The sequence below is a fragment of the Streptomyces sp. NPDC055506 genome (assembly GCF_053643595.1).
Window position 1 is genome coordinate 1 of record NZ_JBSHKH010000039.1, and the last position, 26,286, is coordinate 26,286.

Genomic DNA, 26,286 nt, shown 5'->3' on the forward strand with positions numbered 1-26,286 from the left:
ACGGAGAAGGGCGGCGGCGAGAGCCAAGCTCAGAGCGCCAAGAAGCCGGAGGCGGGAACTCCCGACCGCAGCGGCGGCAAGGATGCCGACTCCGGGGTCGAGAAGGGCAAGGACAAGCAGGCCGGCAAGCCCGAGGCCGGCTCGGCGAACGACCGGCGTGAGACCGGCGGGGACCAGGGGGCGACGGCTCCCGCACCCGAAACGTCGACCGGCGGCGGCCAGGGCGCTACCGAAGGCAGGGGCCCGGCCACCACCCCCGGCCCGGAGAGCGGCCCGGACAAGGTCTCCACCCCGGGGCCCACGAGAGCGCCCAAACTGGCAGCGGGCAACGGGCCTTCGCCTATGGCAGCAGGACCGGAAGCGAAGACCAACACCCCGAAGGCCGCCGAGTCCCCGGGGGCCGGCGGAGCATCGAGCGGTTCCACGGGCCCGCGCTCCCGCCCGACGGGCAGCAAGCGCCAGGCGGCACGAAAGGCAGCGAAGACCGCGTCCCGCCGGGGCGGCGGCGGAAGCGGAGGAGGCGGCCGCAAGTCCCCGGCCCCCGCGCCCGTCCGCTCCGGCGGCCGCCCCTCCGCATCCGGCGGATCCAAGGCCGGCCCCAAGGCCAAGAAGGAGACCCCGCCGCCGGACGTCTCCAACGCCACCCCCGAGTCCGGTCTGTCGACGGCCGCGGGGCTCAAGCCGCACCAGGCCCTGGAAACGCTCAAGGGTGTCGGCAGCGCGGTCGGCCGCTCGGTCGACAAGGAACGCACCAGCCTGCGCAAGGCGCCGCCGAAGATGCAGCGGCCCTCCGGCTCCCCGCGCACCGTCCCAGGCGGCCCGCGGGCGGCGGCCCCGGGCACGTACACGAACGCCAAGGTCGCCCGTACGGACGCGGCTCAGGGCAAGACGCCCGAGATCAAGGGCGAGCAGAAGCCGGAAGGCGACGTCCCGGGCGCGAACGTGCCGGAGCCGAGCTGGTGGGACATCGCCGTCACCATCGGTGCCCAGCTGTTCGGCAAGCTGCTGAAGGAGATCCTCCCGCTCGACGACCTGATCGACTCCATCCTGGGGCTGCCGACCAAGGACGAGGGGCTGAAGAACGCCCGTGTCGGCGACGCCCCGAGGCTTCCGCTGGAGAACGACTCGGACCCGCGGCGCACCGACGAGCAGGGCCGCAAGCTCGACGAGCGGAAGAACGAGCTGCACCAGTCGGGACGTGACGACGCGGCCCGCCCCATGGGCGAGGACCAGATCTATCCCGATGTGCCCAAGGAGACCCTGACGGGCAAGGTGGCCGGCGGGAAGAAGACGGCGAAGGGCGGCGGCGCTCGGTCGGTGTCGGGCGGCGGTGTGCCGATCGAGTCAGCCTCCGCGGTCGCCGAGCACGACCGGGGCCCGCAGATCCAGGCCGGCTTCTCCCAGGGCAGGGACAAGATGGGGCAGGAGCGCCGGGCCAAGGACAAGAAGGCGGCGGACGACCGCAAGCAGCACGACCAGGACCTCCAGAAGGAGGTCACGGCCAGCGGCAAGAAGCAGTCCGACGCCCGCGACAAGGGCCGGTCCGACATCGCCGACTCACGGGACCGGTGGCGCGGGGAGCAGGACGCCAAGGTCTCGGAGATCGACGGCAAGAAGGGCAAGAAGTACGACAAGGTCCGCGACGACATCAAGAAGAAGGAGGAGGACACCGACAAGGACGTCGACAAGCGGACCGAGGACGACAACAAGAAGATCGACGACGAGCAGACGGGCGCCGAGAAGGAGGCGGAGAAGAAGCAGGAGGACGGCAAGGACGACGCCGACAACTGGCTCGAAGAGGCCATCGAGAAGCTCAAGGAGTTCTTCGAGAAGCTCAAGAACGCCATCAAGAGCGTCTTCGAGAAGGCCCGCCAGGTCGTCACCGACCTCATCGACAAGTTCAAGCAGCAGGTCTTCAAGCTCATCGACGACGCCCGCAACTGGGTCATCGACCAGATCAACACCTTCGCCGACGCGCTGATCGCCCTCGGTGACGAACTCCTCGCCGACTACCCGGCGATGCGCGACAAGTGGCGCAACACCATCGACGGGGCGCGCGACTGGGCCGTGCAGAAGGTCAACGAGGCGGCCGACGCATTGAAGGAGGTCGCCGGAAAGCTCCTCGACGGCCTGTGCGGCGCGCTCCTGGCCGGCCTCGACGCGCTGGAAGGCGGTCTGCTGGCAGCGGTCGACATCGCCGAGACGGTCACCGTCGGCGCGCTGGAGTTCGGCGCCGCCGCCGTTGCCGCCCTCGGTGAGTGGGCGGCCATCTTCAACGACATCGTCTCCGACCCGGGCGACTGGATCAGTAAGGCCGGTGCCGCCGCGGAGACGGGCGCCAAGGAACACCTCTTCGAGGAGATCAAGACCGCGGTCCGGGCCTGGTTCAACCAGAAGGTCCAGGAGATCATCGGCATCCCGATGGAGGACTTCCAGGAGCTGATCTCCGGCGGCGTCACCGTCGAGCAGATGGCGCAGATGGCCTGGGACGAGGCCCTTCCCCAACTCCCCGTCATCATCGGCGTCATGGTCGTCGAGAAGGTCGTCGCCAAGCTCATCCCCGGCGCCGGCTGGGTCATGGCCGTCATCGACGCCCTCCAGACCGCGTGGGGCGCCCTCAGCGAGATCCTCGCCGCCTTCGGCCTGTTCATGGACTTTCTGAAGTCGGTCAAGAGCGGCAACGGCGCGCTGCCGTTCGCCAAGGCGGTCGCGGCCGGGGTCGTGGCACTGCTGGAACTGGTCTACGAGTTCCTCATCGAGGGCGTCGGCCGCTTCATGGGCAAGGTGGCCGAGCGGCTCGGCGGCATGCTCAAGAACCTCCGCACGAAGAAGAACAAGCCGGGCCCGTCCGACGACAAGCCGGACGCCCCCGCCAAGCCGAAGGACGAGCGCCCCGCCCCCACGGACGACCGCACGCCGTCCCCCGACCGCCCGGCCGACAAGCCCGGCACCCGCCCGACATCGCCCCGCAAGCCGTCCCCCGACAAGACCTCCCGCCCTCCGTCGAAGCCCCGCCCCGGCAAGCGTTCCGCCCCGGAGAAGAAGCGCCGCCCGGCCCACACCACCCGCCCGAAGAGGCGCCGCGACGACGACGAACGCCGCGACGAGGGGCGCGAGGTGAACGCGGCCCGCAAGCGCATGCGGGACGCGGACCGCCGCCTGAAGGACGACGACAGGCCCGACCGCCGCGACACCCCGCCCCGCCGCGGCCCGGCCCGCGACACCATGCGCCCGGACCGCCGCCGCGACGCGAACGACCGTGACCGCGACCGCGACCCCAAGGACCCGCGTACGGGCGACCGCCGCGCCGACGACCGCCGCCGGGACGACGACCGCAGGAGCGACCGGCGACCGTCCGCCGACCGCCGCGACCAGGACCGCCGCCGCGCCGACGACCGCCGCCGCGACACCGACAAGGACCGCCCCCGCCGGCGCCCCCTCCGACGGGCCCGCCAGACCATCAAGTCAGCGGTCAACAGGGCCCGCCGCGCGGCCGGCAAGCTCTTCGGCAAGGCCCGCCGCAGGGTCGGCAACGGGCTCAACGAGCGGTTGCGGAGGCTGCGGGAGCAGTGGCGGCGCCGGCAGGAACGGACCCGAGAGCGCGACAAGCGCCGGACACCGGACCGGGACAGACAGCGGGAGCCGGAGGGCAGGAAGGACTACGACCTGCCGCAGGTGAGGTTCAGGACCATGGACGGTGACCCGCACACGCTGCTCTTCAAGGGCAAGGGACGGAGCGCCGACCTCGCAACGCGCAGCAGGTTGCAGGGAATCAGGGAGTACCTCAACGGCTGGAGCAAGGAGATCGCCGGGCTGAAGGACTCGGACCCGGACCTTTGGGCCAGGCAGGACCGGGCTCTCAGGGCCGCGGAGGCTCAGCACCATGTGGTCGAGGGCGCGCAGGACGCTCTGCCTCCGACCCGGAGCCCCTACGGCATCAGCGGCAGGCCCCTGGGCGACGCGGCGTTCCAGCGTCAGGTGGAGAGCCTCAGAACACTGATGGAGTCCTTGGCCGAGCTCCTCGAACAGCGACAGTCGGCCGAGGGCGAACCTCCTTTGCCCCCCACTGTGCTCCCGCCCTTCGCGGACGGCCCTCTCGCCTTCAACTTCAAGGCGTCGTACATCAAGAAGTCGACGCCCGCGGGTACAGAGGCCGAGAACCGGACCGGCGCCCTTCCCGAAGGGTGGAACGCCGTGCCGACCGCGAATGATGAGCGGAAGAACAACTGGGTGCGCATGCATATGCTCCCGGCCCGGCTCGGCGGCCATGCGTCCACGTCCAATCTCGTGCCGGCCCGGAAAATCAACAACAACGATGCGGCCAACGTGGTGGAACATCCGGCGGCGCGCGCCCTCGGGCACGTGGTCAAGGGGGTCGGCCCCACGGGAAAGCCGGAGAAGATGATCTGGTACGACGTGGACATCGCGTACTGGCCGAACCACAAGGGATTCCCGAAGAACGTGGACGTCACCTGGGGCGGATACCAGGTCACGAACAACCAGTGGGTCCGGGACAAGAACGCGAAGGGAAGCTGGCCGGGGAAGTTCGATCCGCCGGGAAAGCCTTCCACGGTCAACGTCAACACGGCGGCCGCCACCACCATCCGGGCCGCAACCGGTATCAGCCCCCACTTCGCGGAAGCCATCGTGAAGATTCGAGAACAGGGAATCGTCTTCAACAAACTCTCGGAGCTCACGCGCGCTCTGCAGGCGAGACTGGACCTCGCGGGATCAGGCGGGGTGCCCTCCGGAGGAGTCAATGAGAATCGCAGTGCGGCGATCGAACAATTGAAGGACGCCAAGCACATGCTGCGCTACAAAGACTGAATAGTTCCTGCTTCACGTATGCCTTGTATGCCTTGGGAATCGAGGAAAGATGACAGATCTGACGCCCTACGAACGCAGTTGGGTCAGCGTGCTCGACGAGCTGCGATCCTGTGCTGCGCTCCGGGTTTCCCGGGCTGAGCAGGGACCCGTGAGCCAGGTTTTCGGTGACGCCTCGACAGAGTTCTCCAACTTGGCCGAGTTCGACGACATCTCACTGGATCCGTCGCTCCAGACGTGTTACTTCCGGTTCATCTCCATCGCCGCCGCCTGGGAGGTCGTCGAATCGGATACGTCCATCGCCGGTGAATTCGATGTCGGTCATATCTCCGACGTCCTCAGCGGCGATCCTCCCGAACTGGGCTGGCCGAGTCCCACCGCCGACGAACGTGAACTCGCCTCCCAGCTCCGCGGTTTCGACGGCACCACGACGACCGGGGTCGGGCACCTCACCGCGCTGCGTGTCCAGCCCGGCGTCGCGAATCCCGAGTTGTGGTTCGACGCCGGCCCGCTGGGTGTGCACCGGATGGACATCGACTTCTGCGCGTACCTGGATGCCCTGCGCGTGACGAAGGGGACCTTCGGCTGGCAGTACCTCTTCACCGAGGCTTCCTTGGCCCAGAAGGACCACGAGGGCACCGCGCGGCGGCTGTCGGGAATGCTCGACCTCTTCCCCCGTCTCTTCCCCGCACACGACTACTCGGACCTTCGCGCCCGTCTGGAGGCCCGCCTGTGACCCGCTACGCCGACATCCCTAAACCCATCCGCTCCGGCATCGTCGTCGTCAACCCCGACACCGGCACCCCCCAACGCATCATCGTGCTGCAGTTCAACCCGGACACCCTCGAACGCAGCGTGAGCCCCCAGTCGGCGGGTGACAGCGGGGACGCCGGAGGCGGGGGGACCGGCAGTGGGGACCGGAACGAGGCGTTGCGGCTCAAGGGGCCCGCGCAGGAGACCTGGAAATTCACCGCCGAGATCGACGCGACCGACCAGTTCGAGATCGCGGCGCCCGACGGGATCCATCCCCAGCTGGCCACGCTGGAGATGCTCGTACAGCCGACCACCGCGCAACTGCGCGCCGCGAGCAAGCTGTCGCAGAAGGGTGCCATCGAGATCAGCCCGATCGAGATGCCCCTGACGCTGTTCACATGGGGGAGCAAGCGGGTCATGCCCGTGCGGTTGACGGAGTTGTCCGTGAACGAGTCCGCCTTCGACGTGAACCTCAATCCCATCCGCGCCTCCCTCAGCATCGGCATGAAGATCCTCACCGTCAGCGATCTGCCCGCCGGGCACCGCGGCGCCGACCTGTACATGGCACACCTCGCGCAGAAGGAGCGGCTGGCCGCGGCGGCAAGGGGCGGCAGCCTCGGCGCGCTGGGGCTCGGCGGCGGCATCGGAGCAGCGGCGAGCGCATCGATCGGGAGGGGCTGAGCCACACCATGGCCGACATCGAACCGTACGAGAGCGCCCTGGACGCCATACCCGGCGCTCATCCCTATCCGCGCACCAGCCGGTACCACGACGCCGAGATCGGGGTGCACCGCCGCCCCGACGGAAGCGAGGTCCGGTACACCAAGCGCCGGCTGCTGCCGCCCCTCGACGACGACGGCGGTGACCGGGAGGCACAGCCCCATGTCGTCGGCGCGGGGGAGCGGCCCGACCTGCTCGCCCAGCGGTACTTCGGCGACCCCGGGCAGTGGTGGCAGATCGCCGACGCCAACCCCGTGCTGGATCCCCGCGAGTTGACCGACGAGGCCGGGCGGATCATCGGCATACCGACCGCCGGCGGCTTCCCGCGGGGGGACCGGCGTGTTTGACCTGCCCGTGGGGCAGGGCCCCGTGCACATCACCCTCCTCATGGGGCCCAAGCTCGCCCGCCCCGTGCCCGCCGAGGTCACCGAGGCCCTGCTCTCCGCGCAGATCACCGCCACCGCGGGCGAGCGCAGCGGTTTCCAGCTCGCCTTCGACCTCACCAAGAACGGCATCATCAGCCGCCGGCTGCTGCCCGAGGGGTACTTCGACCCGAAGACCCGGCTCATCGTCACCGTCAACGTGCGGGGCACGGCTGCCGTGCTCTTCGACGGGCTCGTCGTACGGCAGGAGGTCGGTGCCAGCAACCGGCCCGGGCACTCCACCCTCACCGTCACCGGCGAGGACCTCACCCTGCTGATGGATCTTGAGGAGCGCACCGCCCGCTACCCCAACCTGCCGCCCTCCGAGCGGGCCCTCGCCATCCTGCGCCGCTACTCCGACTACGGCATCCGGCCCGACGTCTACACCGAGAAGGTCGCACAGCCCCCGCACCAGGACCTCCGCGTGCACTACCAGACCGGCACCGACCTCCAGTACGTCACCGAGCTCGCCCGCGCCAACGGCTACACCTTCTACCTGGAGCCCGGTCCCAACCCTGGGCAGTCCTCCGCCCGTTGGGGCCCCGAGGTACGGCTCGGCATCCGCCAGCACGCCCTCAACGTCAACATGGACGCCCAGTCCACCGTCGACCAGCTGACGTTCGCCTACGACGGGACGGCCAGGGAAGAACCGCAGGCACGCTGGCAGGACCCCGGCACCCGGCAGTCCACCCTGCTGCCGCAACCGCCGATCAGCCCGCTGCGCCCGCCCCTCGGCAGGCGCCCCACGCCGGCCCTGAAGCGCAAGACGCTGTCCGGCACCGCCAAGCAGCAGCGCGAGCAGGCCGAGGCCGAACTGCTCGCCCGCGCGGCCGTCTCCGCCGACGTCGTCTCCGGCTCCGGCTCCCTCGACGTCAACCGGCACGGCTACATCCTCCAGCCGCGCCAGCTCGTCGGCGTACGGGGCGCCGGACGCGCCTACGACGGCGACTACTACGTCAAGTCCGTCACGCACAACCTGCGGCCGGGCTCGTACCAGCAGAACTTCACCCTCTCCAGGGAAGGGCTCGAAGCCCGCAGCGACTACGTCCGGCCGTAACCCACCCCCCCGAGACCATCAACCAGGAGCACCTCCACCATGGCGGCACCCAGCAATCGCTACCTCGGCAAATTCCGCGGCCGGGTCGTCGACAACAACGACCCGCTGCGCATCGGCCGCGTCACCGTCGAGGTCCCCGACGTGCTCGGCGACGAGCCGTCGACCTGGGCGCTGCCCTGCCTGCCGTTCACCGGGCCGGAGTCCGGGCAGTTCGTGGTGCCGCCGCCCGGCGCGGGCGTATGGGTGGAGTTCGAGCAGGGCGACCCCAGCTTCCCGGTGTGGACCGGGTGCTGGTACGGCGCCGCCGAGGAACTGCCGCCCGACGCGCGCCGCGAACTCCAGGCGAACTCGCCGAGCAAGCCGGTCGTCGTGCAGACACCCCAGGCGCACAAGCTCGTCATGAACGACACACCCGGCGCCGAGCAGGGGATCCTCCTGCAGGCCCAGGGCGGCGCCTACATCCGCATCACCAAGGAAGCCGTGGTCATCGCGACCGGCGCCGGTGCCGAGGTCGTGCTGCGCGGACGTGAAGTGACGATCAACGAGGGCCAGTTGACCGTGCTCTCGAAGCGATAGACGACGGGGGACCCAGCAAGTGACAGGAACGACCAGAAGACTTCTCGACGCCGGCACCGTGCTCGGCTGCCCGCACGGCGGGCGCGTCACCGCGGCCACCCCGCCCTCCGGCGGCGTCCGCGTCGCGGGTGCCGCCGTCGCCACGGCCGCGCACTCCTACGTGGTCACCGGCTGCCCGCACACCGTCGACCGGGTGCCCTCACCGTGCGTCACGGTCCGCTGGACCGCCGACACCACCGGCATCACGGTCGACGGCGCGCCCGTGCTCCTCGACACCTCCGCGGCCCAGTGCTTCAGCGCGGCCTTCCTCCCGCAGGGGCCGCCCGTCGTCCAGGCCGCGCAGCGAAAGGTCACCGTCCGATGAGTTCGACGAGCCCGATGAATCCCGGCAACGCCACCGCTCCCGTGGGTGCCAGGGGCCCGCGCAGCGATGTCGCGTTCCCCTTCCGCGCCGACCGCCGCGGCCGCACCGCGCACGCCGGCCACGGCGAGCACGTCCACGATCTGATCGAGCAGCTGCTGTTCACCAGCCCCGGCGAGCGCGTGATGCGCCCCGACTTCGGCTGCGGACTGCTCGACCTGGTGTTCGCGCCCAACAGCCCCGAGCTGATCAGCACGCTCGAACTCTCCGTGCAGGCCGCGCTGCAGCGCTGGCTCGGCGACCTCATCGAGATCACGGCCCTCGACATCGTCAGCGAGGACCACTCCGTCCGCGTGTTCCTGTCGTACGCCGTCCGGGCCACCGGCACCCGGCGCGACGACGTCTTCGAAGGGAGGGCCGCCGCATGACGACCGGCACCACAGCGTCCCGCCGCGCCAAGGTCAGGGCCGCCCAGCTCAATGGCGTCGACACCGTCGAGACCGGCGACGACGGCCTGCTGCTCACCGTCACCTTCCTCGGCAAGGCCCCGCACGGCCTCTGCCCCGAGAACGTCCGCATCGACGGCGGTCGCCGCGTCACCGGCATCACCGCCGTCGACGTCACCGCCGAACGCGAGGAGGACCCGGAGCTCGACGACCGGCTCTACGTCACCCTCGACCGGGCCGGAGACACCTCCCGCTACCGGCTCTCCCTCGTCGAGACCGACCCCTACGGACGGCCCGGCACCGAGCCGTACCGCGGCTTCGACCAGCGGTACCACAGCGCCACGTTCTCCTTCCGGCCCGACTGCCCCACCCCCTTCGACTGCAAGGACGAGCACCGGCCGGAGACGGACTTCCCCGCCGCGCCCGTCATCGACTACACCGCCCGCGACTACGACACCATCCGCAAACTGCTCCTGGACCGGCTCGCGCTCACCACCCCCGACTGGGTCGAGCGCAACCCCGCCGACCTGGGCATGACCCTCGTCGAACTCCTCGCCCACACCGGCGACCAGATCAGCTACCACCAGGACGCGGTCGCCACCGAGGCCTACCTCGACACCGCCCGCCGCCGGGTCTCCGTACGCCGTCACGTGAAGCTCATCGACTACGCGATGCACGACGGCTGCAACGCCCGCGCGTACGTCACCGTCCGGACCGCCGACGACGTCACGCTCGCCCCGGGCACCTTCCGCTTCGCCTCCGTCGATGTGCGCAGCCTCGACCCGCACGACCGTCCCGAACCGGGCACGGTGATCGACGAGGCCGACCTCGGCGATCTCGACGAGCGCGGCTCGGTGGAGGTCTTCGAACCGGTCGTCGCCACCGACCCGCTGGAGCTGCGGGTCGCGCACAACGCCATCCGGCTGTGGACCTGGGGCGGCGAGGTGTGCACCCTGCCGCGGGGCGCCACCGCCGCCACCCTGCGGGACGCCTGGGTGGATCCGGAGACCTGCCGCGAGCGCCGGCTGGCCCTCAGGCCGGGCGACGTGCTCGTCCTGGAGGAGGTGAAGGGCCCGCGCACCGGCACCCCTGGCGACGCCGACCCCGCCCACCGCCAGGCCGTCCGCCTCACCTCCGTGACCCCGGGCCTCGACCGGATCGAGGACCAGCCGGTCCTGGAGGTCACCTGGGCCGCAGAGGACGCGCTGCGCTTCCCGCTCTGCCTCACCACCCGCGGCGGACGCGACTGCCTGCCCGTCGAGGATGTCACCCTCGCCCGTGGCAACGTCGTCCTCGCCGACCACGGACGGACGCTGACCGGTCTGCCCGAGACGGTCACCGTGCCGCCCGTGCCCGCCGTGACGGCCCCCTGCGACCCTCCCGCCTTCGGCTGCCACGACACCGAGGAGGGCAACGCCCCCGCCCGGCTGATCAACGCCCTGACGGACCGCACCGAGTCGGGCCGGGCCCTCGTACCCGACGACGTCCGAGAACTCTTCGATGTCGTCGGCGAGGCCGCGACCAACCGTGCCGGACTCGGCCTGGAGAGTGCCGGGCAGCGGCACGAACAGGTCGTCCCCGGCACCGCGTACGCCCAGGCCACCGCCCTGCGCACCCTGCTCGCCCAGTCCGTCTACCCGGGCATCGCGCCCCGCTTCCGCCCGGTCCTCGGCCGTACGCCCGTCACCCAGGCGGTGCCCTTCCCCGACCCCGGCACCGTCGCCGCCGGGCAGGCCGAGCGGATCGCCGCGATCCCGGGCCGGGTCCGGCAGCGCCTCGTCGAGCTGTGGCGCAGCGCCCGCGACCGGGACGGACTCGGCCAGGAGGAGATCGCCGAACTCGCCGTGATCTACGGCCTCAACGTGCTGGAGCGGTTCGAACTGCACCGCCACCCGGTCCGCTCCCTGCGCGAACTGCTCTACCGCAGCGACCAGTTGCTCGACACCAAGCTGCGCCGCGTCGAGGTCCTCGCCGCCCGCGCCCGGGCCGGAACCGTCCTCGACGGGCACATCGCCTGGGAGATCGCCCACGCCTGGGGCCCGGCCTACGCGACCGGACTCCACCCCGAGGAGACGGTGCTGCGCGGCTCGGCGACCGCCGCCCTCGCCCAGGACCCGCGCCGGGCGCTGCCCGCCGTACACCCGCACGACGGGGAGCAGACCTGGGTGCCGCGCCGCGACCTGCTCGACAGCGGGCCGCGCGAGCGGCACTTCGTCGGCGAACTGGAGGACGACGGGCGCCTCGCGCTGCGGTTCGGGGACGGCCGGCACGGCGCGAAGCCCAGGCCCGGCTCCCGCCTGGAGCTGCGCTACCGGCTCGGCGGTGGCACCGCCGGCAACGTCGGCGCCGAGGCCATCAACCACCTGGTCGTGCAGGGCGACTGCGACGCCCCGGCCGCCGTGGTGCGCAATCCGCTGCCCGCCACCGGCGGCATCCAGCCCGAACCCGTCGAGCAGGTACGCCAGCTGGCCCCGCTCGACCTGCGCCGAACCCGGCTGCGCGCGGTCACCGCCGAGGACTACGCCGCCCTCGCCGGCGCCCTGCCGGGCGTGCAGCGGGCGGCGGCCGAGATCCGCTGGACCGGCAGCGTCCAGGAAGCACACATCGCGATCGACGCGTACGGCACCGCCGACCCGGCGCCGGGGCTGCTCGACTCGGTCGCCCAGGCCCTGGAGACGTACCGGCGCATCGGCCACGACCTCGTCGTGGGGCCGGCCCGGCTGGTGCCGCTCGACATCGCGCTGAGCGTCTGTGCCAAGCCCGGCCATCAACACGGGCAGATTCTGGCCGAGTTGTACCGCGTGCTCGGCAGCGGACGGCTGCCCGGCGGACGGCTCGGCTTCTTCCACCCCGACGCGCTGACCTTCGGCGAACCGGTCCGGCTCAGCCGACTGGTCGCCGTGGCCGCCGCCGTGCCCGGGGTGGAGAGTGTCGAGGTCACCCGGCTGCGCCGGCTGTCCGAACAGGACCGAGGAGAGAGGGAGGACGGCGTGCTGCGGCTCGGCCCGCTGGAGATCGCCACCTGCGACAACGACCCGGACCGGCCGGAGAACGGCCTGCTGGCGATATCCCTGGGAGGTGCCCGATGACGGACCCGTACCCGGTCCCCGTGACCGACGACTGCGGCTGCGGCGGTGCCTGCCGCGGCGGCCACGACGAGCGCCTCGCGCCGACGCCGCCGCACAACCCGCCCGGCCGCACCGCGCTCGACTACCGCGTCGGCGAGTACGGCTCGTTCCTGGCCGCCCTGCTCGACCGGCTCGCCTCGCCCGCGTACCCGGCGCTGAACCGCCTGACCGTCCGCACCCCGGACGACCCGGCGATTGGGCTTCTCGACGCCACGGCCGTCCTCGGCGACCTGCTCACCTTCCACTCCGAGCGGATCGCCGACGAGGCCTACCTCCGCACCGCCGACGAGCACCGCTCCCTGGTGCTGCTCGGCCGGCTCGTCGGACACCGGCCGCGTCCCGGTGTCGCCGCCGCCACGCATCTGGCGTACACCCTCGAACGCGACCCGCGCGCCGAGGCGCAGAACGTGCTGATCCCGCGCGGTGCGCGCAGCCACAGCGTCCCCGCGAACGCCGATGAGGCGTCGCTGACGTTCGAGACCGCCCGGGACCTGAACGCCCGCTGGGACTTCAACGAGCTGAAGGTCCGCCGCCGTCGTCCCTCGCTCCTCACGCCGCAGGACCTCGAGAAGCGTTCCGAGCTGTTCGTCGAGGGCACGGGGCTCTCCTTGCAGACCGGCGACCAGTTGCTGTTCGTCTTCGGGGAAGGCGCGGGTGGTGCGCGCAAGCTGCTGCCGGTGGCGAGGACGCGGGTCGACCGGGAGGACGAGATCACGGCGATCTCGCTGCCGAAGTCGGCGCCGGCGACGCTGAAGGAACTTGTCGATGCAGTGCGGCGCTGGACGGCTGCGCCCGTGCAGCCGGGAGAGCCGGGGGAGGAGCCGCCCACGCCGGAGGTTCCCAACCCGCGTCCGGTCAGCCGGCTGATCGAGGACTTCGAGGATCAGGGTCTCGAACCGCTCCGTGACGACCTGGAAGAGATCAAGACGCCCGAGCGGTTCGCGGTCCGTCTTGCCGAGCCTCTTGCCCGGCTCGGTGAGGCGCAGGTGCTGGCTGCTGCGTATGAGGGGGTGGCGGCGTGGTTCGAGCAGTTGGAAGCGGTGCTGGCCGAACTTGTCGAGCGGGCGCTGGAGTTGGCGCCTGCGCAGACGGATACGGGTACGGATGAGGAGGGTGTGGTGGTGGGTGCGCGGCCGGCTGCTGCGCCGTCGGGGCTGGTCGCGCAGTTCCCCGCGCCCCTGAAGGGCGACTCGCGCGCCGCCGCTCTGAAAGCCCTGGGCGGAGTACTGCCCGCCCTTCGTGCCACGGCCCCGAAGCCCCCTGGCACCACCGGCCGGCAGCTCCCCGGCACCGACACCGCCCGCCTCCTCTCCGCCCTCAACCCCGGGCTCGGCAGTCTCTATCCGGCCTGGCGCACGGCCGCCGCCCCCGGTGCCCCGCAGCTTCTGCGCGAGCTGCTCGCCCTGCGGGTCACCGCCGCACCCTTCGGTGCCACGGCCCCGCTGAAGCCGGTCCAGGACGATCGGGGACGGGTCATCCGTACCGCCGACTGGCCGCTGACCGGGGCGGTGCTGGCGACCATGCGGGTCGTCTTCGACACGGCGGGCAAGTCCCCGGTGCGGGCCGAGTTCCAGTACGTCGAGGGCAGCAGCTCCGACCAGCGCGCGGAGAACCTGCCCGTCGCCCAGCCCGTCACCTTCACCCTCGGCCCCGGCCGGGTCGAACTGTCCGTGCGCTCCGGCCAGGACCGCGACCTGAGCTGGCTCAACCGCCGGCCCGCCGACTCCCAGGAGCCCGGCGTCACGGCCCGCTTCCTGTCCGCCCTGCCCGAGCGCACGCTCTTCGTGTCCCGGCCCGACGACGAGGGCCTGGTCCACGTCGGCGTCCACAACGGCACCTCCCAGCAGATCGCCCTGCGGCCGGGCGCCAGTGAGCAGTTCACGCACGGCGACCACGAGGTCAGCCTCAAGTACACATCGGGCAGCGCCGAGCCGGGCGTCGAGGTCGTCATCGCCAGCAAGCCGGAGCCGGTCAACCGCCGCACGCTCCAGCTGGACACCGTGCACGAGGCCATCACCGTCGGCAGCTGGGTGGCTATCCAGCGGCCCGCCAAGGGAGCCGAGGGCGGTGTGCCCGGCGATCCGAAGCTGGCGTTCGTCACCACCCAGGTGGTGGCCGCGCGTACGGCCGCGTACACCAACTACGGCATCACCGGACGCGGCACCGAACTCACCCTCGCCGACCCCTGGCTGGACGAGTTCGACGTGCTGCTGTCGCACATCCGCGACACCACCGTGCACGCGGCCGGGGAGCCCCTGCGTCTAGCCGACGAGCCCCTCGGCGAGGACGTGCACGGCAACGAGATCGAACTCGCCGAGCTGTACGAGGGGCTGCCGCCCGGCCGCACGCTCATGGTGGCGGGCGAACGCAGCGACATCCCGGGCACGGCCGGAGTCAAGGCCACCGAGGTGGTCACCGTCGCCGCCGCCGACCCGTCGGTCGACCCCCGACTCCCCGGCGACCACGTCCACACCCGGCTCACCCTCACCGCGGACCTCGCCCACCGCTACCGTCGCGAGACGGTCCGCATCCTCGGCAACGTCGTCGAGGCCACCCACGGCGAGAGCCGCGAGGAGGCCATCGGCAGCGGCGACTCGGACCGCGTCAACCAGACCTTCGCGCTCTGGCAGTCCCCGCTGACCTGGCTCGCCGACGACAACCCCCTCGGCGCCACCCCCGTACTGGAGCTCCGCGTCGACGGCGTCCTGTGGCACGAGGTCGACAGCCTCGCCGGACGCGGCCCGACCGAGCGGGTCTACATCAGCGGTGCCACGGCCGACGGCCGGACGACCGTGACCTTCGGCGACGGTGTGCACGGGGCCCGGCTGCCCTCCGGCCACGAGAACGTCCGCGCCCGGTACCGCTTCGGCACCGGCCGGGCCGCCAACGTGCCCGCCGACCGCGTCACCCAGCCCCTCACCCGGCCCCTGGGCGTCACCGCGGTCACCAACCCGCGCCCGGCCACCGGCGGCGCCGACGCCGACGGCCCCGGCCTGACCCGGCGTACGGTCCCGCTGGCCGTCTCGGCGCTGGACCGGCTGGTGTCCGAGTCCGACTACGAGGACTTCGCCCGCTCCCGCGCCGGCATCGGCCGGGCCTCGGCACGCGAGCTCTTCGACGGGCGGCGGCGCGTGCTGCACGTGACGGTCGCGGGTACGGACGATGTGCCCATCGCCCCCGACTCGGACACCCTGCGCGCCCTGCGGGGTGCCCTCACCGAGTACGGCGACCCCAACCTCCCGGTCCGCGTCGACGGCAGAGAACTGGTCCTGCTGCTGATCGCCGCCAAGGTGAAGGTGGCCCCCGACCACGCCTGGCACACCGTCGAGCCGCGCCTGCGGCACGCCCTGCTGAACCGGCTCGGCTTCGAGGGCCGGGAGCTGGGCCGGCCCGCCCGCCTCTCCGAGGTCCTGGCCACCGCCCACACCGTGCCCGGCGTCGACTACGTGGACGTCGACGTCTTCACCGGCGTGCCCGCCTCCGCCACCCCGGAGGAGCTCACCAAGCTGCTCACCCGGCCCGGCCCGCCCAAGGCGTCCGTCCCGGCGCACCCGGCGACGTACGACGAGAAGATCCACACGGTCCGCGCCGAGAACGGCGAGACGCTGTCGGAGATCTGCGCGAAGTACGGCGTCCCGCTCGCCGAACTGCTGCGCCTCAACCCCGACATCACCGACACCCGGCGCCTGCCCAAGGGCCGGTCGGTGTACGTCTTCCGCGGCATCCGCCCGGCCCAGCTCGCGCTGCTGTCGCCCCGGGCCGCGGACACCCTGATTCTGACGGAGGTCAAGTGATGTCCCCGGATCCCCAGTTGGAGACCCCGGCCCCGGTGGTGCCGAGGGAGCCGGACGGGCTCGCCGACCTGCTGCCCCGCTGGCACCGGCTGCGCGACGCCGAGGAGGGCGAGCCGCTGCGCGCCCTGCTCGCCGTGATCGCCGAGCAACTCGACCGCGTCCGCGACGGCGTCCAGCAGGGCTACGAGGACCTGTTCGTGGAGACGGCGGCCCCCTGGGTGCTGCCGTACCTCGGCGATCTCGTCGGCTACCGCACCCTGCCCGGCTACGAACGCGTCCTCACCACCGGTCTGCACGACGGCGGCCGGGCCGCCCTCGCCGAGGCCGTCGCCCCGCGCCGGGACGTGGCCGCCACAGTCGCGAGCCGCCGCCGCAAGGGCACCCTGCACCTGCTGGAGGAACTGTCCGAACAGGTGGCGGCCTGGCCGGCGCGCGCCGTCGAACTGTCCCGGCAGGTCGCCCACACCCAGCCGGTGAAGCTGTACGGCACCGGCACCCACCGGGGCGAGCGCGGCCGGCTGACCGATCTGCGCGACGGCGCCGAACTCGCCCTCGGCGGCGGCCCCTTCGCGAACAGCGCCCGTACGGCCGACGTCCGCCGCGCCGAGTCACGGCACCGGCAGGGCGGCTGGACCCCGGCCGGCGTCGCCCTGTTCGTGTGGCGGCTGAAGGCGTACGCGCTGACCCGGACCCCGGCCTACTGCATCGACCGGGCCCGCAACCTCTACACCTTCTCGATCCTCGGCAACGACACCCCGCTGGCCACCAAGCCGTTCCCGGAGCCCTCACCGACGCACATCGCCACCGTCGACAACGTCCCGGCGTTCATCACCCGCCGTCTCCTGCACGACCGGCTGCTCGACTACTACGGCCCCGGCAAGAGCTTCGTCATCCGGCGCGACGGCGAGGACAACCCCGTACCGCCCTCGGACATCGTGGTCGCCGACCTGTCCGACTGGCGCTACCGCCCCAAGCGCGGACAAGTGGCCGTGGACCCCGAGTTGGGCCGGATCGCCTTCGGTTCGCGGTCCGCGCCCCGGCAGGGCGTGTGGGTGGACTACCACTACGCGTTCGGCGCCGACATGGGCGGCGGCGAGTACGAGCGCGACCGTGAGCCGCGTCCCGACGCCGAGTTCTACCGGGTCGGGCCCGGACAGCCCTACCGGCAGATCATGGACGCCTACCGGGCCTGGCAGCACGACCGCCGGGCCGGGCGCACCGGACCCGACGGCAACATCGAGATCACACACAGCGGCGCCTACCAGGAGCAGCTCGACTTCGACCTCGACCCGGGCGACCGGCTCGAACTGCGGGCGGCGGAGGGCACACGCCCCGTGATCCGCCTGCTCGACTGGTACAGCAACCGCCCCGACGCCCTCAACATCCGCGCGGTGTCCGAGGACTGCGCCCCGCACGAGCGGCCCCGCGTCGTCCTCGACGGACTGCTGGTCGCCGGACGCGGCATCAACGTGACCGGCGCGATGGGCGCCGTCGTCGTACGGCACAGCACCCTCGTGCCCGGCTGGTCCCTGGAGCCCGAGTGCGCTCCACACTCGCCCGAGGAGCCGAGCATCGTCCTGGACCGCACCACCGCCTGCCTCCAGATCGAGCACAGCATCCTCGGCACCATCGAGATCATCGGCGACGAGGTGAGCGAGGACCCCCTCGACATCCACATCCGGGACAGCGTCCTCGACGCCACCGCCGACGACCGCGAGGCCCTGTCCGCCCCGGACTGCCGCCACGCCCACGCCGTGCTGCACCTGCACCGCACCACCGTCATCGGCGAGATCCACACGCACGCCGTGAAGATCGCCGAGAACAGCGTCTTCACGGGTCGGCTCCACGTCGCCCGGCGCGGCATCGGCTGTCTGCGCTACTCCTACGTCCCCTCCGGCTCACGCACCCCGCGCCGCCACCGCTGCCCGGACACCAAGCCGTCGTTCACGTCCCAGCGCTACGGCACGCCCTGGTACGCGCTGCTCGCCGACCGCTGCGCCGAGGAGATCCGGCGCGGCGCGGACGACGGAGCCGAACTCGGCGCCTTCCACGACCTGTACCGGCCGCAGCGCGAGGACGGTCTGAGGGCCCGGCTCGCCGAGTACACGCCGGCCGGCATCGACGCCGGGATCTTCTTCGTGACGTGAGCCGCACCGCCACCGGCTGAGCCGTACCGCCACCGGCCGAGCCGTCTCGCCACCGACTTCGTGAACCCGCACTTCTGAACCAGGGGGGAACACCCTTCATGCACGCAGACCTCTCCCGCTCCACGTTCCGGCCGGAGCGGCACTACTCCGCGGTCGTCGCCCAGCAGGGCCGCGTCCAGCTCGACGCCGACCTCAACGAGCAGACCGCGATCCAGCTCCACCAGGCCCGCAGCCTCGCCGCCGACCTGATCGGACCGCACGGCGGGCCGCGCGACGCGGCCGGATTCCGCATCGAGTACGTGGGCGGCAAGCACGAGATCGACACCCTCGTCGTCCACGGCGGCCGCTACTACGTCGACGGCATCCTGTGCGACGCCGACCGCCCGGCGGCCGGGGTGCCCGTCACCGACGAGGAGAGCGAGGAGTCCGCGCCGGAGCCGCCCCCGCAGTGGACCTACTGGGACCAGCCCGACGCCTTCCGCGACCCGGAGAAGCCCGGCGACCGGCTGCCCTCGCCCGCCCAGACGCCGTTCCTCGTCTACCTGAACGTGTGGGAGCGCTCGGTCAGCGCCGCCGAGGACCCCGCCCTGCGCGAGGTCGCCCTCGGCGCTGCCATGCCCGACACCGCCGCCCGCCTCAAGGTCGTCTGGCAGGTGCTGCCGCTGTCCCTCACCCAGCTGGAGATCGAGGAGACCGACCCGTCCAAGGAGGTCGTCCGGGCCGCCTTCACCCGCTGGGCGCAGCGGCAGTCGGCCCCCTCGGCCCGGCTCGGCGCCCGCAGCGAGCGGCCCGACCACGCGGATGAGGACCCGTGCCTGGTCAAGCCGGACGCCCGCTACCGAGGCCCGGAGAACCAGCTGTACCGGGTGGAGGTCCACGCCGGAGGCGAGGCGAAGGACGCCACCTTCAAGTGGTCCCGCGAGAACGGCTCCGTCGTCTTCCCCGTCGACGAACTCGACGGCACCTGGGTGCAGTTGGCCTCCCTCGGCCACGACGACAAGCTGGACCTGGACGTCGGCGACCACGTCGAGTTCGTCGACACCGCCTACGCCTCCCGCCTGGAGCCCCTGCCGCTGCTGCGCGTCGAGGAACTGGACCTGCCCGGCCGCCGCGTCCGCCTCTCGGCCGAACCCGACCCGGGCGTCGGACGACTGGCGCACCTGAACCCGTACCTGCGCCGCTGGGACCACCGAGGCGGACCGAAGCGCAAGGGCCGCAGCACCGATCTGCGCGGCGGGGCGATCCCCGTCACTGAGGGCGAGTGGCTGCCCCTGGAGGACGGTGTCGAGGTGTACTTCGCCAAGGGCGGCGCCTACCGCACCGGCGACCACTGGATCGTGCCCGCCCGCACCGCCACCGGCAGCGTCGAGTGGCCGGTCGATCCGGCCCGCCGCCCGCTGCTGCGGGGACCGGCCGGCATCGCCCGGCACTTCGCCCCGCTGGCCCTGATCAAGGGCGAGGGCAGCGCGGTCGATCTGCGTCTGGCGTTCGGCCCGCTGGCGAGCAGCATGCCGGCCGCCGACGAGGCGACGCTCGCCGCGGAGGAACAGGCCCGCCGCGAGGAGCTGGCCGCCGAGGACCCCTCACAGGGGAGGTCCCAGACCACAGCGGAGGCGGAAGCCGCCGTCGAAGGAGACAACTGATGGCCAAGCCGCTCAGCGCGTCGAAGCTGGTGGAGATCCTGCGAGCCGAGGGCGTGACCGTCCACGAGGTCCGCAGCTGGCGCACCCACAACCGCAACAGCAAGGGCCCCTGGGGACCGGTGAACGGTGTGATGATCCACCACACCGTCACCTCCGGCACCGCCTCGTCCGTCGACATCTGCTACGACGGCTACTCGAACCTGCCCGGCCCGCTGTGCCACGGCGTCATCGACAAGAAGGGGCATGTGCACCTGGTCGGCAACGGCCGGGCCAACCACGCCGGTCTCGGCGACAGCGACGTCCTGCGCGCCGTGATCAACGAGTCGAAGCTGCCGGGCGACAACGAGGCCGACACCGACGGCAACCGGCACTTCTACGGCTTCGAGTGCATCAACCTCGGCAACGGCAAGGACCCTTGGCCCGAGGCGCAGAAGGAGGCCATCGAGAAGGTGTCGGCGGCGATCTGCCGGCACCACGGCTGGTCCGAGCGCTCCGTCATCGGCCACAAGGAGTGGCAGCCGGGCAAGGTGGATCCGCGCGGCTTCACCATGGACGGCATGCGCAAGCGCATCTCCGACCGGCTGAAGGGCCACGGGGGCGGCACCAAGCCCGCCCCGGACCCCAAGCCCGCGCCCAAGCCGTCCTACGAGCCGTTCCCGGGCGCCGGGTTCTTCCACGTCGGGCAGCGCTCCCCGATCATCACGGCGATGGGCCGCCGCCTGGTCGCCGAGGGCTGCAGCCGCTACGAGGAGGGGCCGAGCCCCGACTGGTCCGAGGCCGACCGCCGCTCCTACGCGCTCTGGCAGCAGAAGCAGGGCTTCTCCGGCAAGGACGCCGACGGCATCCCCGGCAAGCTCACTTGGGACCGGCTGAAGGTGCCCAAGTCCGGGAAGTGAGAGCGTGCGCCCCTCTCCGCGGAGGGGCGCACGGGTGTCACCAGCGGGGGAGCAGCCGCTCGTACTCCGGCTGGAAGCGCCGCATGTAGCCGGTGTCGTCCCGGCTGCGCATCCCGGACTCCACGTACCGCCGGTGCAGCCGGTCGAGCTGTGCGTGGTCGAGTTCCACACCGAGACCGGGACCGGTGGGCACCTTGACCTCCCCGTCGCGCAGCTCCAGCACGCCCGGCACGATCACGTCGTCGGCCGAGTTCCACGGGTAGTGCGTGTCGCAGGAGTGGTCGAGGTTGGGAATGGCCGCGCCGACATGGGTCATCGCGGCGAGGCTGATGCCCAGATGCGAGTTGGAGTGCATCGACAGTGCGAGCCCGAACGCCTCGCAGACGGCGGCCAGTTCCCGGGTGCGGCGCAGTCCGCCCCAGTAGTGGTGGTCGGTGAGCAGGACCTGGATGGCGTTCTGCTCGACGGCCGGCTTCAGATGCTCCCAGGCGATCACGCACATGTTGGTCGCGAGCGGCATGGGCGATTCCTTCGCCACCTCCGCCATGCCCTCGATGCCCTTGACCGGGTCTTCCAGGTACTCCAGGACGCCCTCGAGTTCACGGGCGACGTACTTCGACGTCTCCACCGTCCAGGCCGTGTTGGGGTCGAGACGCAGCGGCTGCCCGGGGAAGGCCTCCGCGAGCGCCCGGATGGCGGCGATCTCCTCGTCGGGCGGGAAGACACCGCCCTTGAGCTTGAACGACCGGAAGCCGTACCGCTCCCGCATCAGCCGGGCCTGCTCGACGATCCCGGCCGGGTCCAGGGCCTCGCCCCAGTCGTCGGTGACGGCCGGGCGGCCGTCGAGCGCGGGGTGCTCGGCCCACTTGTAGAAGAGGTACGCGGCGAACGGCACCGAGTCGCGGACCGTGCCGCCGAGCAGATCGCTGACCGGGCGGCCGAGCAGCTTGCCCTGGGCGTCGAGACAGGCCACCTCGATCGCCGAGGTGGTCCAGCCGCGCTCGTGGGAACTGGGCACGGCCGGCAGCAGGGCCGCGTCGATCGCGGCGGCCACGGCCGTGGTGTCGAAGACGTCCATGCCGACGACCGTCTTCGCGGCGGTGTGCAGCCGCTCCAGGCGGGCCGTGCCGCCCGGCGACTCGCCGAGCCCCACCGTGCCGTCCTCCAGCACCAGCTGGAGGATGATCCGCAGGGCGAGCGGCTCGTGCACCCCGTTGGAGTTGAGCAGCGGCGGGTCGCCGAAGGCGATCGGGGTGACGATCAGCTCGCGGATGCGCGTGGGGGTCATGCGGCGGCCACCTTCAGTCCGTGGTCGAGGAGTTCGGAGAGCCGGGCGAGGTGTTCCGGCGTCGGATCGAGCAGCGGCGCCCGCACGCCGCCGACGTCCGGGCCGCGCAGCGTCACCCCTGCCTTGACGAGGGACACGGCGTAACCGGGGACCTCGTCGCGCAGGGCGACCAGCGGGCCGTAGAACTCGTCGAGGAGCCGGGAGACCAGGGCGTCGTCGCCCTCGGCGAGGGCCCGGTGGAAGGCCAGGGCGATCTCCGGGGCGAAGGCGAACACCGCCGAGGAGTACAGCTCGACGCCGATGCCCTGGTAGGCGGGCGCGGTCATCTCGGCGGTGGGCAGGCCGTTGAAGAACTGGAAGTCCTCCGTGCCCGGCACGGCACGTACCGCGCGGACGATCCGGTGCATCAGCTCGATGTCCCCGATGCCGTCCTTGAGCCCGACGACCCCGGGCAGGGCGGCGATCTCGGCGGCCGTGTCCTCGGTGAGCCGGGCGGTGCCCCGCTGGTAGAAGACGACGGGCAGCCCGGTCGCGGCGGTGACCTCCCTGACATACCGCACGAGACCCTGCTGCGGGGCGCTGACCAGGTAGGGCGGCAGCAGCAGGATGCCGTCGGCACCGGCCCGTTCGATACGGGCGGCCTGGTCCCGGGCGACCACCGGCGGTCCGCCGGCCGCGGCGAGGACCGGAACCCGTCCGGCGGTCGTCCGGACGGCGACCTGGGTGGCCCGCTCGATCTCCTCGGGCGACAGCGCGTGGAACTCGCCGGTGCCGCAGGCGACGAACACACCTCCCGCGCCCGCGGCGACACCGGACTCGATGTGCTGGGCAAGCCGTTCCTCGTCCAGTGAGCCGTCCGCCGCGAACGGCGTGACCGGGAAGAACAGCACTCCGTGGAACTTCATGTCTCCCTCATATGTGGGGGGGCGGGGGTCAGCCCTTGGTGGCCCCGGCGGCGATGCCGGTGACCAGCGAGCGCTGGAGGAGCAGATAGACGATCAGGCTGGGGACGAGGGCGATGACCGCACCGGCCAGTACCACCCCGGAGCCGACCTCGGGGTCGGTGCGCAGGATGGACAGGGCGACGGTGACCGTGTAGTCGGTGGGGTCCTTGGCGGCGATCAGAGGCAGCAGGTACTGGTCCCAGATCATGATGAAGCCGAGCACCCCGGCCACGCCGAGCGCGGGCTTGCACAGTGGCAGGACGACCTGCCACAGCATCCGCAGCTCGCCCACACCGTCGATCCGGGCGGCCTCCTCGATCTCGGCGGGGATGTCCTTCATGAACTCGGTGAGCACCATCACCGAGAAGCCCCAGGCGCCGAGCGGCAGGATCACACCCCAGACGGTGCCCTTCAGATCGACGCCGACCACGGGTACATGCCCGAGGACCAGGGACAGCGGGATGGCGATGACCTCCTCGGGGAGCATCATCGTCAGCATGAACAGGGTCAGGATCAGGGCCTGCCCACGGAAGCGGTGCCGGGCCAGCGCGTAGGCGGCGAGCGTGCAGACGACGAGCTGGAGCAGCAGTCCGCCGCCGGCGATGACCAGGGAGTTGCCGAAGTAGTCCCAGATGCCGCGCTCGCCCGCCACCTTGAAGTTCAGCAGGGTCGGATGGTGGGGGAGGAACGACAGGGTGGAGCCGCTGGCCTTCTCGCTGAAGGAACCGGAGAAGATCGTCAGGAACGGCGCCGCGAAGACGCCCAGGGCGAGCACACAGAGCAGGACGCGCAGCGCCCAGGCAGGGCCGGGCCGGTCGCTCCAGCCGAGGGCGGTGTCGAAGCGGGCGGGGGTGGTGCGCTGCTTCCCGGCGGACTTCCGCGCGGGGGAGGCGGTCACCGGGGTCCGGACGGGGTCGATGGCGGGAGCGCTCATCTCACGTCTCCCCTCTTGCGGAGGTAGTTGACCGTGACGGTGAGCAGCAGCGTCACGCAGAGCAGGACCACGGAGGCGGCCGAGGCGCCGCCGATGTCGTTACGGGTGAAGCCGAGGGTGTAGGCGCGGGTCATCCACACATCGGTGGACCCGGCCGGGCCGCCGCCGGTGAGGACGTACACCTCGGTGAAGACGCGCAGTCCGCGGATCGCGGCGAGGGTGAGGACGATGCCGAGGGCGGGGCGGATCGCGGGCAGCGTGATGTGACGCAGCCGTTGCCAGAGCGAGACGCCGTCCATCGCGGCGGCCTCGTACAACGAGCGGTCCACGCCCGCCAGTCCGGCGAGGATGATCACCATGTTGTACGGGGCGAGCATCCAGATGCCCATGGCCATCGTCGCCCACAGCGCGGTGTCGGGGTTGTCCAGGTAGGGCACCGGCCCGAGGCCCAGCAGCCCGAGACCGCTGTTGATGAGGCCGTCGGAGGTCGGGTAGTACATCAGCCGCCACATCTCGCCGACCACCGCGGTCGCGGTGACGACGGGCAGGAACACGGCGGTACGGATGATCTTCAGCGAGCGGGCCTGACCCTCCAGCAGCAGGGCGAGGAGGAAGCCGGCGACGATGCCGCCGAGGGACATCCCGATGCCCAGGAGCAGGGTGTGGCCGATGGCGTCCTGGAAGCGGTGGTCGGTCAGGACCCGGGTGTAGTTGTCGAGGCCGACCCACTTGTCACCGAGGAAGGGCCGCACGTCGAAGAAGCTCAGCCAGACGCCCTTGCCCATGGGCAGGAACTTGAAGACGAGGGCGAGCAGCAGGCCCGGGGCGAGGAACAGCCAGGGCAGTACGGTCTTCTTGCCGAGGATCCGGGCTCTGCGCGGCCCGGGTGTCGTCACGGTCGCGGTCATTTCAACAGGTCCTGGTCCTTGAGGTCACCGGCGAGGGTGTCGTTGAGTTCCTTCAGGCCGGAGCGGACGTCGCTGCCGCAGTACGTGAAGATCGCGTTGAGCGCGTCGGCGGTGTCCTGCTTCATCGGGGCCCAGTCGGGGGCGTTGGGGAACTGCTGCGAGTCGTCCTCGTACGCCTTCTGCACGACACTCCAGCGCGGGTCGTCGCGCACCTTCGCCGCGTCCAGCGTGGAGTTGACGGGGATGCGCACGACGGGCTGGTGCTCGCCGGTCATGGCGAGCGTCTGGCCCTCGGGGGAGACGAGGAAGGCGGCGAGCGTCCGCTCCTGCTTCGCCTTTCCGGTCTTCGCCCCGAAGTAGACGTTCTCGCCGTCGGCCAGCACGTCGTTGTTCCCGGCCGGGCCCGAGGGCGCGGGCAGGACCTCGTACTTGTCCTTGCCGAGCGCCTTGTCGAACGTGGAGATGTTGTACGGGCCGGTGAGGTACATCCCGGCGTTGCCGTCCTGGAAGTTGGTGGTGTTCGCGGTGACGGAGGTCAGGGCGCTGGGCTGGATGACACCGCTGTCGCCGCAGAAGAGGTTCTTCTTCATCCAGGTGACGGTGCGCAGGGCGGCCGCCGAGTCCATGGCGGGCCGGTAGCCCGTGCCCTCCCTCTGGAGGATCCGCACCCCGCCCTGCCACAGCCAGCTCGAACCCCACCAGGCGACATAGCCGTTCTGGGCGCTGCCGGGGACCACCATGCCGTAGGTGTCCTTCCTGCCGTCCCCGTCCGGGTCGCGGGTGGCGAAGGCCTTGGCGAGGGCGAGGGTGTCCTGCCAGGTCTTCGGCTGCGGCAGGCCGAGCTTGACCCGCCAGTCCTTGCGGACGAACAGGGTCATGGCCTGACGGGAGTACGGGATGCCGTAGTGCCGGCCGTCGAGGCCCACGGTGGAGGACCAGGACTTGGCGGTGATCTCGTCATGTCCGGCGATCGAGTCCGGGGTGATGGGCTTGAGCAGGCCCTGGGCCTGGTAGCTGCCCATCAGGGCCGTGTCGTTGATCATGACGTCCGGCAGGTCCTTGGTGGACGCGCGGCTCTGCAACTGCTGGTCGAAGTTCATGACCGGCTGGTAGTCGATCTTGATGCCGGTCTTCTTGGTGAAGGCGGCGAACACCCTCTGATAGGTCTGGGCGGACTCCGGATCGCTCCGGGTCCACACCTCCAGCGTGTTCGGATCGCCGGCCCGGGCACTGCCGGAACCGGAGCCGCAGGCGGCCGTTCCCAACAGGAGCCCTGAGACGGCGAGCACGGCGGCCAGGCGCGGACTTCGAAGGCGATCCCGCATGGTGGTTGCTCCGTTCATATTCGTGAACGTGCTTCACGAATCTAAATGATCGGCCAAGCTACGGATCGCCTCCTCGCCATGTCAAGACATGGCCGAAAACTTTGACGACATCCAGGGGTA

The 26,286-nt window shown here is 71.5% G+C and carries 18 protein-coding genes; 13 read left to right on the forward strand and 5 right to left on the reverse strand.

All coding sequences use genetic code 11. The features are described 5' to 3' along the window. The 13 genes from ACWIF2_RS17180 to ACWIF2_RS17240 all read left to right on the forward strand — a co-directional run. The coding region (locus ACWIF2_RS17180; RefSeq protein WP_454361218.1) for a helix-hairpin-helix domain-containing protein at positions 1 to 4,827 on the forward strand (4,827 nt) is incomplete at its 5' end. Positions 4,828 to 4,975: 148 nt separating this feature from the next. After that, positions 4,976 to 5,560 carry a hypothetical protein gene (locus ACWIF2_RS17185; protein ID WP_454361219.1) on the forward strand — a complete coding sequence of 195 codons (585 nt, stop codon included), beginning with the start codon at positions 4,976 to 4,978 and terminating at the stop codon, positions 5,558 to 5,560. After that, a complete protein-coding gene (locus ACWIF2_RS17190; protein WP_454361220.1) occupies positions 5,557 to 6,258 on the forward strand; it encodes a hypothetical protein in 702 nt (233 codons plus the stop codon). The genes ACWIF2_RS17185 and ACWIF2_RS17190 overlap by 4 nt, the downstream gene beginning before the upstream one ends. Positions 6,259 to 6,266: 8 nt before the next feature. After that, positions 6,267 to 6,644: a hypothetical protein gene (locus ACWIF2_RS17195; protein WP_454361221.1), complete on the forward strand. Its 378-nt coding sequence runs from the start codon at positions 6,267 to 6,269 to the stop codon at positions 6,642 to 6,644. Beyond that, positions 6,637 to 7,776: a hypothetical protein gene (locus ACWIF2_RS17200; RefSeq protein ID WP_382487755.1), complete on the forward strand. Its 1,140-nt coding sequence runs from the start codon at positions 6,637 to 6,639 to the stop codon at positions 7,774 to 7,776. Before ACWIF2_RS17195 ends, ACWIF2_RS17200 begins: the two co-directional genes overlap by 8 nt. Positions 7,777 to 7,815: 39 nt before the next feature. Further along, a complete protein-coding gene (locus ACWIF2_RS17205; protein WP_193483451.1) occupies positions 7,816 to 8,352 on the forward strand; it encodes a phage baseplate assembly protein V in 537 nt (178 codons plus the stop codon). 19 nt (positions 8,353 to 8,371) lie between these two features. Then, positions 8,372 to 8,716, forward strand: coding sequence for a hypothetical protein (locus tag ACWIF2_RS17210; RefSeq protein WP_454361222.1), 345 nt, complete (start codon positions 8,372 to 8,374; stop codon positions 8,714 to 8,716). Between the two features lie 14 nt (positions 8,717 to 8,730). Next, the gene (locus tag ACWIF2_RS17215) at positions 8,731 to 9,141 is read left to right on the forward strand and encodes a GPW/gp25 family protein (protein WP_399016235.1); all 411 of its coding nucleotides are present in this window, start codon (positions 8,731 to 8,733) and stop codon (positions 9,139 to 9,141) included. Continuing rightward, positions 9,138 to 12,248, forward strand: a complete 3,111-nt coding sequence (locus ACWIF2_RS17220; RefSeq protein WP_454361223.1) for a putative baseplate assembly protein — start codon at positions 9,138 to 9,140, stop codon at positions 12,246 to 12,248. The genes ACWIF2_RS17215 and ACWIF2_RS17220 overlap by 4 nt, the downstream gene beginning before the upstream one ends. After that, a complete protein-coding gene (locus ACWIF2_RS17225; protein WP_454361224.1) occupies positions 12,245 to 16,081 on the forward strand; it encodes a putative baseplate assembly protein in 3,837 nt (1,278 codons plus the stop codon). The genes ACWIF2_RS17220 and ACWIF2_RS17225 overlap by 4 nt, the downstream gene beginning before the upstream one ends. Then, the gene (locus ACWIF2_RS17230) at positions 16,081 to 18,228 is read left to right on the forward strand and encodes a hypothetical protein (protein ID WP_454361225.1); all 2,148 of its coding nucleotides are present in this window, start codon (positions 16,081 to 16,083) and stop codon (positions 18,226 to 18,228) included. Before ACWIF2_RS17225 ends, ACWIF2_RS17230 begins: the two co-directional genes overlap by 1 nt. 98 nt (positions 18,229 to 18,326) lie before the next feature. Further along, the gene (locus ACWIF2_RS17235) at positions 18,327 to 19,871 is read left to right on the forward strand and encodes a DUF6519 domain-containing protein (protein ID WP_454361226.1); all 1,545 of its coding nucleotides are present in this window, start codon (positions 18,327 to 18,329) and stop codon (positions 19,869 to 19,871) included. Next, on the forward strand, positions 19,871 to 20,767 hold the full coding sequence (locus ACWIF2_RS17240) for a peptidoglycan-binding protein (protein WP_454361228.1): 897 nt from the start codon (positions 19,871 to 19,873) through the stop codon (positions 20,765 to 20,767). Before ACWIF2_RS17235 ends, ACWIF2_RS17240 begins: the two co-directional genes overlap by 1 nt. A gap of 37 nt (positions 20,768 to 20,804) precedes the next feature. Here the strand turns inward: ACWIF2_RS17240 and ACWIF2_RS17245 are convergent, their stop codons facing one another. From ACWIF2_RS17245 to ACWIF2_RS17265, 5 genes are read right to left on the reverse strand one after another with little or no spacing between them, the layout of a single operon-like run. Further along, complete coding sequence (locus tag ACWIF2_RS17245) at positions 20,805 to 22,055, reverse strand: glucarate dehydratase family protein (protein WP_454361230.1); 1,251 nt, start codon at positions 22,053 to 22,055, stop codon at positions 20,805 to 20,807. After that, positions 22,052 to 22,960, reverse strand: coding sequence for a 5-dehydro-4-deoxyglucarate dehydratase (locus ACWIF2_RS17250; protein WP_454361232.1), 909 nt, complete (start codon positions 22,958 to 22,960; stop codon positions 22,052 to 22,054). Before ACWIF2_RS17250 ends, ACWIF2_RS17245 begins: the two co-directional genes overlap by 4 nt. A 28-nt stretch (positions 22,961 to 22,988) precedes the next feature. After that, a complete protein-coding gene (locus ACWIF2_RS17255; RefSeq protein ID WP_454361234.1) occupies positions 22,989 to 23,933 on the reverse strand; it encodes a carbohydrate ABC transporter permease in 945 nt (314 codons plus the stop codon). Continuing rightward, complete coding sequence (locus ACWIF2_RS17260; protein ID WP_454361236.1) at positions 23,930 to 24,841, reverse strand: carbohydrate ABC transporter permease; 912 nt, start codon at positions 24,839 to 24,841, stop codon at positions 23,930 to 23,932. The genes ACWIF2_RS17255 and ACWIF2_RS17260 overlap by 4 nt, the downstream gene beginning before the upstream one ends. Beyond that, positions 24,838 to 26,166, reverse strand: coding sequence for a sugar ABC transporter substrate-binding protein (locus tag ACWIF2_RS17265; RefSeq protein ID WP_454361238.1), 1,329 nt, complete (start codon positions 26,164 to 26,166; stop codon positions 24,838 to 24,840). Before ACWIF2_RS17265 ends, ACWIF2_RS17260 begins: the two co-directional genes overlap by 4 nt. Between the last annotated feature and the right edge of the window lie 120 nt (positions 26,167 to 26,286).